Genomic DNA, 13,917 nt, shown 5'->3' with positions numbered 1-13,917 from the left:
TCAATCAACAGACAGCCATGACGGCGGGCCAGGGTGCTGACGGTAGAAGACTTGCAGTTGCGCCATATCGTGTGCGAACCCGTCGCTCAGCCATTGCCGATACTGCATCTGCGCCGGCACTTGCAAGGCCGGCCGGTGCAGACAATCTGCCAGCACTTGCGCGGCCTGCATGCCGCTCATCAATGCTTTGAGTACGCCGTGGGAAGACGCCGGGTCGAGCCGGTTAGCGGCATCACCCACCAGAAAATAGCCGGCACCGGCGGCGGCCGGGGTGATGCGCCAGGTCACATCGGCGCCGCGTAGCGGACCCAAGGCTGGCAGCGCTTGCAGTGCCTCGGGAAGCGTCGTTGCCCGAGACATTGGCGCGTTTTGTTCGAACGTCAGGCGCGTCCAATGCAACAAACGCTCCTCTACCTGGGCGATCCATGTCCACCCGCCAGGATCGGCCTGCAAGTGCGCGGCCCTGGCAAAGGTCGCGCTACGACCCCGCAAGTAGCCGTAACGCACCAGCAGCGGCGGTGAACAGTGGCGGATCGGCAGCTCGAGTTGGTGACTCAACCAGCCGCGAGCGCCGCTGGCATCAATTACATAGGGCGCGTACACGCATCCACTGTCGGTGTCCACGCCGATGACGCGATTGGCCTTAGTGAGCACCCGCCGTGCCCCGCAGGGCTGTTGTACCTTTACGCCCAAAGCGGCGGCTCGTGACAGTAATGTCGCGTCCAATTGTGCCCGTTCCAGATGAAAACCCTGCCAGATGCCACGTTCATCGGCGCCGAAACCATTGAAACGGGGCGGGCCGTCCCAGTGCACCCATTGGCCGTCGAAACGCCGGGCCGCGCGACCACACAGCTGCTCGGCGACACCCAGTTGCTGCAGCAGCGGTTCGATGCCCGGATGCAGGCTTTCGCCGGGGCGAAACCGTGGGAACGTTTGCCGTTCGATCAGGGCCACGCGCAGGCCAAGCCGGGCACCGCTGATTGCCGTTGCGCAGCCCGCAGGCCCGGCGCCGACGACTACGACATCAAAATGCCTCATGGGCGACCTGCCACGGCAACGTGTCGGTTTTGATCAGGATCGCATCAGCGCTGAGCAACAGAATCACCAGCGCTTCGACTTCGACGTGGCGCAACCTGAAATCGCTTTCAGCGATCTGCACGGCGCCGCGCTTGTACAGCAAAAAGCGCTGCACCCAGCCGTCAAGGATCTGACCGGACTCCTCCTGCGCAATATCCAGCTCGGCATTCGGCCGCAGTACTTCAACGAACGACAACAGCGGCCAGGCATTGCGCAGCGGTTTGTCGCTGGCGGCGCCGAGCACGCGGTACACGCGATACATCGACCGCACGCGATGCTGATACTCGGTTTGCGAGGTGCGACCGGTCATGCCCAGGGAAAACCGGCCATCAAGGGCGACTTGTGTGTAGTCGGCATGGGCGTACGCGTGGTACTGAACGATCAGCCGATCGTCTTGAGTGATCAGTTGCGGGCCGCGCTGATCATCCCAGGCCACATCGCCGCCCATGCCGATTTCCTCATCGGTCAGGGGAATGATGCTGTGCAGTGTCGAGCGCGGCTCGAAGACCCGCGCCGAATCAGGGGATACGCCGGGCCAGAAAGAACCTAGCGCCGCGCAAATCTTCGCATCCTCGGGAAACGGGCTGGCCATCTGATAGCCGGCGAGGACGTTGATCCACTCAGCATCCGGAGTCCGCTGGCGCACCCAGCCGACCTCCCAGCCGGGCCCGAACACCCCGGCGGCGCCGTCGGGCAGCGCGGTCGGGCGCGATGGCGACGTTAGTGTGGTGGAGGTTTGCAGCATACCGGTTTGATCGGCGAGACCGACGATGGCGCTCACCCCTCGATCGGCGGGGGAGAACAACTGATCCTGCAAGTCCAGGTTGGCGCAGTAGCGGACATTGGAAAGCGCCTCCAGTCGTGCATGCCAGAGATCGGCGCCGGGTAACGTCGGCTCGTCGCTGATCCAGTGCAACAGCTTGCGTTGACTGCACAGCGGGTAGAAATCCGGAGGGCCGATCACCGAATAGGTCGCCACCGTCGGCAAACTGTTTTGCAGCACCGGGCAGCGTGGCCGCACCCAGCCATCGGCGGTACCGTCCTGATAATGCAAGGCGCGATAACCGCCCTGACGCACCAATTCCTCGACATCTTCGTGGTCGTTCAAGTCCTCGATGCTGCCATCGGCCTCGACCCGGTGACGTCCGTGAACCATGCCGCCGGTGTTGGCCGGCATCACAAAGGACAGCGGCTGCCCCTGATACTCGGCCGGCGCGACCAGCCGTGTTGTGGCCTCGGGCAACAGCACACCAGGGCCGAAATCCGCGACAGAGGCCCAATGCGCCAGATTGTCGGTAACGACGAAGGGCGGCTGGTTGATCTGCGGTTCCTGCCAACCGGTGCCGCTGTGGCGTAAATGGATATGTCGCAGCTTTTCGTTGATCTGGTGATTGTCCAGCGACACCGTCAGGTTCATGCCTTGCAGGCATTGCGAGCCATTGAACAACTTGTGCAGCGGCACCCAGAAATCCAGTTCGGCATCGATGTCCGCCTGGAAATCCATCGGCCCGAAGCGTTCGGCATCGCCCTTCAGTTGCACGGCAATGTAGGCGCTGTAGCGCACTGGCATCACCCGGATGCCGTGCGGGTCATCGTCGACGAAGGGCAGGAAACTGCGCAGCGTGGCGTCATAACGCGCGGAGGCGGTGCCGACGCGGGCAATGCCGGTGCGCGAGAAACACAAGTCGGCATGCCGGCCATGCACGGTGTCGGCGGCGCAGCGATATTCACTGGCAAACGCGACCATTGCCAACGGTGCGCCCAACACTTTGCTGCGCAGACTGTCGAGCGTGGGCGGGCTGACGCTGTAGACATAGTCGAGCACTGTCTCGATCTCAGCGGCGGTGGGAAACAGCTGCAATGTTTGCCCGTTCTCATCGCAGAGCACGTTGGGCGAGGCCAGTGCGTGGTAGAGCAGGCTGCGCGCCGGTGCGCCGGCTTCAATCGCGCGGCTCCCGGCCAGGGCGAAATCGGCAAACCCGGGCAATGAACGATCAATGTTCAGTGGCTTTTGCAATTCCGCCGCCAGCGGTTCGCCGAGCAGGTCCAGGCCATGGGCGAGCATCAGCGAATGCCAGCCGCCTGGCGCCAGTCGCCTGCACACGTGGGTGACCGATTCGAGCAGATTCATGTTGCGCCTCGACAGGTTGGGCCAATCGTCATGGAACCGCAGCCCGGCGCCGGCTCGCCACTGTCAGATCTGACAGTGGCGACCAATGGTGAACAGTGCGAAACGGGCAACACAACCATAAGCGCATCAGCCAAGGCGCACAGTCAGTGGATTCTGATGAAGTTGTAGGCATTGGCGCGGCGGTGTGCAGGCTACCGACCGGTACTGGTCGGTAGCGTTTAAACAGGCGCCGTTAAAGCGTTTATGGATGCAGCGGCAACTTCAACTCAGCGCACAATCCGCCACCCTCGCGGTTGCTCAAGGTCAGCGAACCACCCAGCGCCATGGCCAGTTGCTGGGCAATAGCCAGTCCCAGCCCTGTACCGCCGGTATCGCGATTTCGCGAGTTTTCTACGCGATAAAACGGTTGCAGCACCTGCGCCAGCTCGGCATCGGCGATGCCCGGGCCGCGGTCCATGACGGTGATTGCCAGGCTGCCCTTGTTGGCTTCGACCCAGACTTCGGCAGCGCCGGCGAACTTCAGTGCATTGTCGGTGAGGTTCACCAGCACTCGGCGCAACGCATGAGGACGGGTGTCGATGACCGCCGCACTCTTGCCGACCAGTTGCACCTGCTTGCCCATGTCTTGATAGTCGAACACCAGGCTTTCGAGGAAGGAATCCATGTTGGTGCGGCGGCTTTCCTCGGTCGAGCCATGGATGCTGCGCGCATAGGCCACGCCTTCGCGCACCAGATGTTCCATCTCGCTGAGGTCATTCCACAGTTTGTCTTTCTCGGTGCAATCGTCCATGAGCTCGGCGCGCAGTTTCATCCGCGTGATCGGCGTTTGCAGGTCATGGGAAATCGCCGCCAGCAGTTGCATGCGTTCCTTGAGGTAGGCGGCGATGCGCGCCTGCATGGTGTTGAATGCCCGTGCCGCGTAAACCACTTCGTTCGGGCCGCTTTCGTCGAGGTTGATCGGGTGGGCGTTGGGGTCGAGGGTTTCTACGGCGTCGGCCAGCCGGGTCAGGGGGCGGACCGCAATGCGCACCGCCAGCCAGGTGCAGGCGATCATCAGCGCCAGTTGGCCGAGCAAAACCACTGGCAACCAAGGCGATAACGGGACCATGGCGGGGCGCACGTCGATAGTCACCGGGCTACCGTCGCTCAGGCGCAGATGGCCCTGAAAGTGTTTCTTCGGCCCGGGAATGTCGGTGAAGGTCAGCGGATAGCGCTCACCAATGGCTTCGGTGATCGAGGTAACGGCCACCGGCACATCCCCGGCCTCGATCGGCGTGCCCGGTTCGCCTTCGCTCAACAGGTAGCCATAATTTTTTCGCGCCAGACGCTCGAGCCAGACAGGGCGCTCTTCGGCAGGCAGGCGATCAAGGATCGCAATCGAGGTCGAGACGTCGGTTTGCAGATTGCCGAGCATGGTGTTCTTGGCGCTTTGGTAACGTTCGTAATACTGCGCGCCGAACGACAGCGCCTGGGCGAGCAGCAAGCCGATCAGGAAAATCAGCGACAGGCGTGAGGCGAGGGTGCGTGGCCAGTGCAGATTGACGCTCATGCCGGGGCACCGAGGATTTCGACCGGCAGCGAGAACACATAACCCTCGCTGCGCACGGTCTTGATGTAGGCCGGTTCGCGCGCATCATCGAGCAGACGCTGGCGCAAACGGCTGACCAGCAAATCGATCGAGCGGTCGAACAGATCCGCGTCGCGTCCTTGGGTGAGATTGAGCAGTTGATCGCGGCTGAGTACCCGTTGCGGGTGATCGAGGAACACTCGCAATAAACGGTATTCGGCGCCGCTGAGGGCGACCATGGTGCCGTCCTTGTCCAGCAAGTGACGGGCCGAGGTGTCCAGTTGCCAACGGCCGAAAGCCAGCAATCGACCGGCCTCGGTGACCACCAGATTCGGCGGCAGCATCCGCGTGCGGCGCAGCACGGCGTTGATCCGCGCGAGCAGTTCGCGGGCGGCGAACGGCTTGGTCAGGTAATCGTCGGCGCCCATTTCCAGACCGATGATGCGGTCGGTTTCATCGTTGCGCGCGGTCAGCATCAACACCGGTGTGGCCTTGTGTTTGCCCACACGCAGTTCGCGGCACAACTGCAGACCATCGTCACCGGGCATCATGATATCGAGCACGATCAGGTCGACGGTGTTGGCCTCGAGAAAGCTGCGCATCTGCCGGCCGTCGGCGACCACGGTGGTGCGCAGACCGTTTTTCTTCAGGTAGTTGCCCACCAGTTCACGGATCTCGCGGTCGTCGTCGACGATGAGAATGTGATCGACATGATCCATCGGTTCAAGCCTCAGTCAGAAGGGGAATGCCCTGCAGTCTATAGAGCCTTCAATGGCTCGCCTGCGTGCCTTTGTATTGCAGTGTATCTGCCGTGTCGGCGGATACACGGGGACGCAAAAACACGATTTTTTCAGGGTTTTGTATCGCTGTGTATCCCTCGATGGCAGGGATACACAGCGATTGAAACGCGCCTGTTCCTGACACAGACGCGATACCTCGCGAGCCTCAAATAGGCTCCATCGAGGCCCACACAGATCGCCTCGGCTCAAACCCACTGAAGCCTTGAGGAAAACGCCATGAACAACAAATCCGTAATCGCCGCCTGCCTGTTCGCCGCGCTGAACATCTGCACGCTGTCGGCCCGCGCCGAAGCCGCTGTCACCCCGCAAACCTACACCTACGGCACCCACCTGGATATCCAGAAAGTGCTCTCGCTGAAACAGGACAACTCGGTGAATTGCGGGATTGTCGAGGCGCGCATGACCTACCTCGATTCGGCCGGTCAGACCCGCGTGCTCGATTACAGCAAATTTGCCGACGGCTGCAACAACGACAACTAAGTCATCACTCTTTATAGAAGGAAACAGCCATGAACAACGTATCGCGCTTTTTGACTGCCATCGGTTTCTCTCTCGCCGGCGTTACCGCCCATGCCAATGCTGCGGTTGAACAGCATAGCTGCCACAGCAGCACCTGCTTCCAACTGACGCCAGTAGCCAAGCAGGGCAGCGATGGCTTGATTGCCGCAGACGGCTCCAGCCGCACGCCACAGGGCCAGATGGTTGCCGCAGACGGCTCCAGCCGCACGCCACAGGGCCAGATGTTTGCAGCGGACGGTTCCAGCCGCACACCGCAGGGCCAGATGTTTGCCGAGAACGGCGCCAGCCGTACGCCGCAGAGCCATTGGCTGGACAGCCAGAACGGCTGAATGGCTCGTCACATTCATTGATCAAGGGTGACTCACTATGTACCTCATCGCATTCCTCGGCGGTCTGCTGACCGTGCTCAGCCCCTGCATCCTGCCGGTGGTGCCGTTTCTGTTTGCCGGCGCCCAACGCAGCCGCACTTCGATTCTGCTCACCCTCGGTGGCATGGCCCTGACCTTCGCGCTGATCTCAAGCCTCGCTGTGGTCAGCAGCGAGTGGGTGATCCAGGCCAGCAACAGCGGACGTTACGTCGCGTTGATCGTGATGAGCGTGTTCGCGCTGTCGCTGATATCGGCGCGCATCGGTGACTGGCTGACACGTCCCTTTGTGATGCTGGGCAATCGCCTTGACCCGGATATTCGGAACAAGACCGGGCCGATGGGTTCGGTCATGCTCGGCGTGGCCACGGGACTGCTTTGGGCACCGTGCGCGGGACCGATTCTCGGGGTGATTCTCACCGGTGCCATGCTGCAAGGCGCCAACGCGCAGACCAGCCTGTTGCTGCTGGCCTACGGCGCCGGCAGTGCATTGTCGCTGGGTACGTTGATTTTCACCGGACGCGGCTTGGTCAATCGCCTGAAGCTGTCGATTCCGTTCACCGGTTGGTTGCGCCGTTGTGCCGGGGTTGCGGTACTGGCAACGGCAGCGGTGATTGCTACCGGCTTCGATAAAACCTTGTTGGCGAAGACCTCCTCTGAAAGCGTCGCCAGCGTCGAAAAAAGCGTGTTGGAGAACGTGCCGAAAGTGGTCGACTACTTCATCAGCAAAGTCCGCGCAGACTCGCCGATGGAGGAGGGCAAAGGCGCGATGCCGTCACTGGGCGGCGCAGTGCAATGGCTGAACTCGCCCGAGCTGAGCGCCGAGTCCCTGCGCGGCAAAGTTGTACTGGTGGACTTCTGGACCTACGACTGCATCAACTGCCAGCACACCCTGCCGTACGTCAAAGACTGGGCGAAGAAATACGAAAAAGACGGGCTCGTGGTGATCGGCGTCCACACCCCGGAGTACGGTTACGAGCGGATCATCGACAACGTCAAGGATCAGGTGAAAAAACTCGGCATCACTTACCCGGTGGCCATCGACAACAACTATGCAATCTGGCGCAACTTCGACAATCAGTACTGGCCGGCGCATTACCTGATCGACGCCAAAGGGCAGGTGCGTTATAGCCACTTCGGCGAAGGTCGCTACGAAGCGCAGGAGCAGATGATCCAGCAGTTGCTGGAGGAGGCGAAGGCGCCGGCGGCCTGATCAGCAACACCAATGGCTCAGAGGTCGCGGACCATGAGCCATTGTTCGTTGTCCCAGGCGCGAAAACGCTCCAGGACCTGCCAGCCGCGCTTGGCGTAGTAGTCCTGCTTGCTCTGCGTATGCAGATACAAACGCGCAAAGCCGCAGTCTTTTGCCTCCCGGCAAATACCCTCGATCAAGCGCTCCGCCAGCCCTTGCCCGCGTGCTTCAGGGCTGACGAACACGCAGGCCAGCCATGGGCCGAGGTCGGGACGCAGGTCGAGGTCATCGCGTGCCAGCGCGGCGCCGCCGAGCAGATGTTCACCGTCCATGGCGATCAGGCAGGACCAGTCGTCATTGCTTTGGCCCTCGGCAAATTCACGCTGCCACTCGGCCAGCGGATGGTCGACGTATTCGTAGGGGAATTGTTGGTGGATCCATTGAGCATAACGGTCGCTGTGGTGCATGTGATGCGCGAGCCAATCGAGTTTCACTGACATCAGTCGAGTCCTTTCCAGAAGCGAGGGAGCATCAGAAACCAATCCCCCAACCTTGGCAATCCTCAAGGTGTTCCAGACGCTTTACAGAATTCCACCGCTCATCGGCAAACCCCCGGTTTTACCGGGTTGCCAGACGATTGGCAGGGACGCCGAGCGGTCTCGGCGCGATAGTGCGTGAGCAGGGTCACTGCCGGCCTTGCCCCATAACAAGAGCGCGAGGTAGCCATGCCTAAATTCGTGATTGAACGCGAGATTCCAGGGGCAGGGAAGCTGTCGGAAGCAGAACTCAAAGCCGTGTCGCACAAGTCCTGTGACGTGTTGCGCGAACTCGGCCCACAGGTGCAATGGCTGCAAAGCTACGTCACCGCGGACAAAATCTATTGCGTGTACATCGCGCCTGACGAAGAGCAGGTGCGCGAACACGCCAGGCTTGGAGGATTTCCTGCCAACAGTGTGGCGCGTGTGATGACGGTCATTGACCCGACGACGGCCGAATAATCACTGATCCAATTTGTAGCGGAGCTCACTGTCATGAGTACCCCGATTGATCTGACTGCCTTGAAAGAACGCCAGAAAGTCGCCTGGGCCAGTGGCGACTACGCCGTGATCGGCACGACGTTGCAAATCGTCGGCGAAAACCTCGCCGAAGCCTGCGACCTGCGTTGCGACGAGGAGGTGCTGGATGTCGCTGCCGGCAACGGTAATGCGACGCTGGCGGCGGCGCGGCGCGGTTGTCTGGTCACCTCGACCGATTACGTCGCGGCACTGCTGGAGCGCGGACAGGACCGTGCCCGTGCGGAGCATCTGGACGTGACCTTTCAGGTGGCCGATGCCGAAGCGCTGCCGTTTGCCGACGAGAGCTATGACGCCGTGCTGTCGACCTTTGGGGTGATGTTCGCACCGGATCAGGACAAGGCTGCTGCCGAGCTCGGCCGGGTTTGTCGCCGTGGCGGGCGGATCGGTCTGGCCAACTGGACGCCGGAAGGTTTTGTTGGGCAGATGTTCAAGACCCTCGGCCGGCATCTGCCACCGCCTGCCGGTGCTCAGCCGCCGTCGAATTGGGGCTCTGATGCCTGGCTGCACAAACATTTCGATGACCGCGACTTTCTGCTGCGCGTGACACGGCGCGAGTTCAACTTTCGCTATCGCTCGGCCGCGCACTTCATCGACATCTTCCGCCATTGGTACGGGCCGGTGCACAAGGCCTTCGGGGCGTTGCCGCCGGAGAGCGGGCAGGCGCTGGAAAGTGATCTGGCCGATCTGCTCAATCGTTTGAACCGGGCGGGGGAGGCGTCGCTGGTGGTGCCGAGTGAATATCTGGAGGTGGTGATCACCAAGCGCTGATTCACCCCCGGTTTTCATGACGATGGATAACCCTGTGGGAGTGAGCCTGCTCGCGAAAGGGCTGTGTCATTCAACAAAGTTGTTGTCTGAGACTCCGTCTTCGCGAGCAGGCTCGCTCCCACAAGGGAAATGTAGTTGGGGCGGAAGACCTATTTCACCTGCGGCCGATCAAACCACTCCAGCGCCGTGCGCCAGATACAAATTCCCAGAAAGTAAGCCGACATCAGTAACCACAAGCCCATCACCAACGGGTTGATCACCGGGTGATTAAGCACCAGCGACAGACTGCAAAGCAGCCAGATCGCCGTCACCGCAATGTTGATCGGCATGAACCGGCGTACCCGGAACGGGTGCAGGAACTTCATTCGCGTCACGGTCAGCAGCGCCAGACCAATCACCGTCAGAAAAGTGATCCACGGCCCTGGCCCGATGATGTACAGGCACAGCGCGACCACATTCCACGCCGCCGGAAACCCGACAAAGTAGTTGTCCTTGCTCTTCATGTTGACGTTGCAGAAGCAGAACAGCGACGACACCAGGATCAGCGACACGGTCAGCAGCAAGGTGTAGTCGGGCAACGGAATGTAGCGATAGATGAACAGTGCCGGAATGAAGACATACGTCAGGTAATCGATCACCAGATCAAGGATCGAACCATCGAAGCTGGGCAGCACCGATTGCACGTTGACCTTGCGCGCCAGCGCGCCGTCGAGGCCGTCGACAATCAGCGCCACCCCCAGCCACATCAGGCAGTGGGTCGGCTGGTTTTCCAACAGTGCAAGGGTCGCCAGAAAAGCGGTGACCACGCCAGTCGCGGTAAAACCATGGGCGCCCCATGCTTTGAGCCTGGCGATGTGTACGGTCGATATCACGGGGGCGTTCTCCAGAAAGTGAAGCAAGCCGGGTATCACCCTTGCGTGCAAGGGCGCCGGCAAACCGGGTCGGGGTTGCTGCTATCGACCGGTCTGGCCGGGATAAGGTTCACCACTGATCAATCTTAGCTGGCCGGCGAAAAAATACGCGGGCGAAATCCGCCAAGGCTTCGAGCATCAGCCAAACGGTGCTGGCGCTAAGGCCGCACGGGTCTATCGTTGCCAGACGCAGTTACTGCCAATGCTTGAGGATGACGTCATGAACACCAGCGATTTGCTCGAACAACTGCTGCGAGGCCAGGCCTCGGCGGGACAACAATCTTCAGCGTCTGCCGGCGATGGTTTGGGTAGTTTAGGCGGCTTGCTGGGTGGACTGCTCGGTGGTGGCTCGGGCGCGGCCAGCGGCGGCGGATCTGCCGGTGGACTTGGCGGCTTGGGCGGCTTGCTCGGTGGTTTGCTCGGCGGCGGTGCCGGTGGGGGGCTGGGCGGCGCCTTGGGTGGCGCACTGGGCGGCGGGGGCGGTACGCAAAGTCGTTCCGGCGGGACCAATTATGCGGCGCTGGCGTCGCTAGGGATGATGGCGTTCCAGGCGTATCAGGCCTGGCAACGCAGCCAGGCCAGGGCGGCCCCGCAACAGATCCCGCAGACGGCGAATCTCCTTGCCGGCCCGGAAGTCGAGGAGCACAGCCATGCTGTGTTGCGCGCGTTGATTGCGGCGGCCAAGGCTGACGGTGAGATCGACACCCGTGAACAACAGATGATCAGTGGGGAAATCAGCAAACACACCGACGACCCACAATTGCAGCAATGGTTTGACGAAGAAGTCTCGAAACCGCTGGACGCCAACGAAGTCGCGCAGGCGGCCAAAGGCGATCCGGCTATGGCCGCTGAGATGTATCTGGTCAGCGTGATCCTCGTGGATGACCAGCGGGACGCGGAGCGCAGTTATCTGGACGAGCTGGCAGCAGCCTTGCAGATCGACCCGGATTTGCAGGTGCATCTGGAACAGCAGGCCAAGGGCCAGGCCTGAAGTAACGTCAAATAATCATCGCCATCAGCAGCTCCGTCACGGAGCTGCTTCGCCGTCCGTCCGGGCAATTTTCACGTCGATTGAATTTTTCGCAGGCGCCGCCTCTCTGCTGCTGTAGAGGCGTGTGGAACAGCGTCCTGCCAACCGACCGAGAACTTTGCCATGACTGTCCTGACACACCTGCAGGCTGCGCCTGCCCAACCGCATCTGATGAACGCCGCCGGGAACATCCGCCGGGTCTATGAAGCGTTGTTGCGCGATGACAATCCACAGGACCTTGCGCAGGCGTTTTTGCAGGAGCAACTGCAACACGCCGCGCCACTCACCGATGCTCTGCCTGAAGACCCGACGACGTGGCACTCATGGGTCGCCGAACATTGCGCCGATGTCGCCCGGCAATACGCCGACTATCTGCAACAGCGCAAGGACGGCGGGCCTCGGCAATTCTTTCGTGGCAAGGCGCAGGCGCTGTATTTCCTGCAAGCGGTGGCACCGACCAAACTGGTCGACGGTGCCTGGCTTTATGGTCTATTGCCGCGCTGGCAGGACCCGCGTTTCCAGGGCCTGCTGCGGACCTTTCTGGAAGAATTGGGCGAAGGCAATCCGGCGCAGAACCACGTGGTGATCTACCGCAAACTGCTCGCCGAACACGACTTGCAGGACAGCAGCGCCATCGACGATGAGCGCTACCTGCAAGGCGCGATACAACTGGCCCTCGGTGTCTGTGGTGCTGATTATCTGCCTGAGGTGATCGGCTACAACCTCGGCTATGAACAACTGCCCTTGCACTTGTTGATCAGCAGTTACGAACTCAGTGAACTGGGCATCGATCCGTACTATTTCACCCTGCACGTGACCATCGACAACGCCAGCACCGGCCATGCGCAAAAAGCCGTGCTGGCGGCGCTTGACCTACTGCCGCTCGAGGCCGATCGCGCCGAGTTTCTGCGTCGGATCGCGCTGGGCTATCGGCTCAACGATCTAGGGCAGGGCAGTCGCGCGATCATCGAAAGTTTCGACCTTGAACACGAGTTGCTGGCGATGCTCGAGCGCAAGTGCCCATTCGCACAACACATGCACTCCGATTACTGCCGCTTCGAAGGGCAGACCGTCAATCAGTGGCTGGTTGCACCGGAGCAATTGCCCGGTTTTCTTCAAGCCTTGCAGAACAAGGGCTGGATCAAACGCCACGAAGACCCACAGGCCAGTCGCTTTTGGCAACTGATCGCGGGCGACGGTGCGGCGATGTTCGGTGTGTTCAATGCCTACGAAAAACAACTGGTGCACGACTGGATTGCCGGCGACTGGACGCCGTCGGGTAAAGCGAAACCTGTTCGACGGCACAGTCAAACCGCAGCGGCCATTGCGGGGCTTGAACAGGATCCCGATGTTCAGGCGCTCAACGCCGCGCTGCAAGGTCAGGATGCCTTGGCGCAAATGGCGATTCTGATCCCCTGGCTCGCCCCGGCCCGCCATGCACATCCGGCCGGGCTGCTCGCTACCCGGCGTTTTATCGAACTCAAATCCCGTTTGCCTTAAGGACCTTGCCGATGAATCAGGAAGAACAACTCTGCCCCAACGACCTCGTGCTGCTGCATCTCGGACGGCGCTTGTTGGCAGATGGATATCGGTTCACCACCCCGACGCCGTTGACCCATCAACGGGTCAACCAGCGTGATGAAGGCCAGATGGCCGACTCTTTGCGCGATGTGTTCGGTTGGTCGCGTCCGTTCGCGCCGGGGTTGTTGTCGGCCGATGAACAGCGGCAACTGCAAGACGCGCAGGTCATTGATGCCTACGAAGGTCAGTTGAAAAGTCGCGTGCGCTGGTCAAGCCTGGATGATTTGCTGTTCGTGCATTCGGCATTCCCCACCGACGCGGCGGATGCGGTGTTTTTCGGCCCCGACACCTACCGTTTTGCGCAACTGATCCACGCCCACCTGCAGCAAAACTTCGCGCCGATCCATCGCGCGGTAGATATCGGCTGTGGGGCTGGTGTCGGTGCAATCGTGATCGGTCGTGCCCGTCGCGAGGCGCAAGTATTGGCGCTGGATATCAACCCCGCAGCGCTGCGCCTGACCGCGATCAATGCGGCACTGGCGGAAGTCGCCAATGTTGAAGTGCGCGCCAGTGATCTGTTGCAGGGTGTCGACGGCGAGTTCGACCTGATCGTCGCCAATCCACCGTACATGGCCGATCCAGCGGAGCGCGCCTATCGCCATGGTGGTGGCACGCTGGGGGCAGGGTTGTCGCTGCGCATCGTCGAACAGGCGCTGAATCGGCTGTCACCCGGCGGTTCTTTGTTGCTCTACACCGGCGTGGCGATGGTTGATGGTCGCGATCCGTTCCTCGACACCGTGTTACCGCGACTCGATGAAAAACGCTTCGGCTGGACTTACCGTGAACTCGATCCGGATGTCTTCGGCGAAGAACTGCTCAACCCCGGTTATCAACGGGTCGACCGGATCGCCGTGGTGGCGTTGACCGTGACCCGAATTGGCTGAAGCAAGGCAGGTGCGC

Annotated in this window: 14 protein-coding genes; 8 read left to right on the top strand and 6 right to left on the bottom strand. The window is 61.2% G+C overall.

What is annotated here, in order from left to right; all coding sequences use genetic code 11:
* The 4 genes from M5G26_RS09565 to M5G26_RS09550 form a co-directional block, all read right to left on the bottom strand.
* Positions 1-1,038: an NAD(P)/FAD-dependent oxidoreductase gene (locus M5G26_RS09565; protein ID WP_273915140.1), complete on the bottom strand. Its 1,038-nt coding sequence runs from the start codon at positions 1,036-1,038 to the stop codon at positions 1-3.
* The gene (locus tag M5G26_RS09560) at positions 1,025-3,208 is read right to left on the bottom strand and encodes a hypothetical protein (RefSeq protein WP_273915139.1); all 2,184 of its coding nucleotides are present in this window, start codon (positions 3,206-3,208) and stop codon (positions 1,025-1,027) included. Before M5G26_RS09560 ends, M5G26_RS09565 begins: the two co-directional genes overlap by 14 nt.
* Before the next feature lie 241 nt (positions 3,209-3,449).
* Positions 3,450-4,757 carry an ATP-binding protein gene (locus M5G26_RS09555; protein ID WP_273915138.1) on the bottom strand — a complete coding sequence of 436 codons (1,308 nt, stop codon included), beginning with the start codon at positions 4,755-4,757 and terminating at the stop codon, positions 3,450-3,452.
* Positions 4,754-5,494, bottom strand: coding sequence for a response regulator (locus M5G26_RS09550; RefSeq protein ID WP_007919579.1), 741 nt, complete (start codon positions 5,492-5,494; stop codon positions 4,754-4,756). The genes M5G26_RS09555 and M5G26_RS09550 overlap by 4 nt, the downstream gene beginning before the upstream one ends.
* A 297-nt stretch (positions 5,495-5,791) precedes the next feature.
* Here M5G26_RS09550 and M5G26_RS09545 point away from each other — a divergent pair, with 297 nt between their 5' ends.
* The 3 genes from M5G26_RS09545 to M5G26_RS09535 are packed head-to-tail and all read left to right on the top strand — an operon-like array spanning position 5,792 to position 7,672.
* Positions 5,792-6,055, top strand: a complete 264-nt coding sequence (locus tag M5G26_RS09545) for a DUF2790 domain-containing protein (protein WP_102902755.1) — start codon at positions 5,792-5,794, stop codon at positions 6,053-6,055.
* A 29-nt stretch (positions 6,056-6,084) separates the two neighbouring features.
* Positions 6,085-6,423, top strand: coding sequence for a hypothetical protein (locus M5G26_RS09540; protein ID WP_273915137.1), 339 nt, complete (start codon positions 6,085-6,087; stop codon positions 6,421-6,423).
* Between the two features lie 37 nt (positions 6,424-6,460).
* Positions 6,461-7,672, top strand: a complete 1,212-nt coding sequence (locus tag M5G26_RS09535; protein ID WP_273915136.1) for a cytochrome c biogenesis protein DipZ — start codon at positions 6,461-6,463, stop codon at positions 7,670-7,672.
* A gap of 17 nt (positions 7,673-7,689) precedes the next feature.
* Here the strand turns inward: M5G26_RS09535 and M5G26_RS09530 are convergent, their stop codons facing one another.
* The gene (locus M5G26_RS09530) at positions 7,690-8,151 is read right to left on the bottom strand and encodes a GNAT family N-acetyltransferase (RefSeq protein ID WP_273915135.1); all 462 of its coding nucleotides are present in this window, start codon (positions 8,149-8,151) and stop codon (positions 7,690-7,692) included.
* 225 nt (positions 8,152-8,376) lie between these two features.
* On the opposite strand from M5G26_RS09530, the gene M5G26_RS09525 reads away from it, so the two are divergent.
* Both M5G26_RS09525 and M5G26_RS09520 read left to right on the top strand, forming a co-directional pair.
* Positions 8,377-8,649, top strand: coding sequence for a DUF4242 domain-containing protein (locus M5G26_RS09525; RefSeq protein WP_095120244.1), 273 nt, complete (start codon positions 8,377-8,379; stop codon positions 8,647-8,649).
* A gap of 33 nt (positions 8,650-8,682) precedes the next feature.
* Positions 8,683-9,495, top strand: a complete 813-nt coding sequence (locus M5G26_RS09520; protein WP_038369342.1) for a class I SAM-dependent methyltransferase — start codon at positions 8,683-8,685, stop codon at positions 9,493-9,495.
* A 149-nt stretch (positions 9,496-9,644) separates the two neighbouring features.
* Here M5G26_RS09520 and pcsA read toward each other — a convergent pair whose 3' ends face one another.
* On the bottom strand, positions 9,645-10,367 hold the full coding sequence (pcsA, locus tag M5G26_RS09515) for a phosphatidylcholine synthase (protein WP_007919592.1): 723 nt from the start codon (positions 10,365-10,367) through the stop codon (positions 9,645-9,647).
* Between the two features lie 259 nt (positions 10,368-10,626).
* On the opposite strand from pcsA, the gene M5G26_RS09510 reads away from it, so the two are divergent.
* The 3 genes from M5G26_RS09510 to M5G26_RS09500 all read left to right on the top strand — a co-directional run bounded on the left by M5G26_RS09510 (position 10,627) and on the right by M5G26_RS09500 (position 13,901).
* On the top strand, positions 10,627-11,397 hold the full coding sequence (locus M5G26_RS09510; protein WP_273915134.1) for a tellurite resistance TerB family protein: 771 nt from the start codon (positions 10,627-10,629) through the stop codon (positions 11,395-11,397).
* Between the two features lie 162 nt (positions 11,398-11,559).
* The gene (locus tag M5G26_RS09505; RefSeq protein WP_273915133.1) at positions 11,560-12,936 is read left to right on the top strand and encodes an iron-containing redox enzyme family protein; all 1,377 of its coding nucleotides are present in this window, start codon (positions 11,560-11,562) and stop codon (positions 12,934-12,936) included.
* Between the two features lie 11 nt (positions 12,937-12,947).
* Entirely contained in the window at positions 12,948-13,901 is a 954-nt protein-coding gene (locus tag M5G26_RS09500) for a class I SAM-dependent methyltransferase (RefSeq protein WP_273915132.1), read from the top strand.
* The last annotated feature ends 16 nt before the right edge of the window (positions 13,902-13,917 follow it).

Source organism: Pseudomonas sp. TNT2022 ID642 (assembly GCF_028656995.1).
GTDB lineage: Bacteria > Pseudomonadota > Gammaproteobacteria > Pseudomonadales > Pseudomonadaceae > Aquipseudomonas.
Note: the sequence above shows the minus strand (reverse complement) of the source record. Positions and strands in the feature narration are given on the sequence as shown.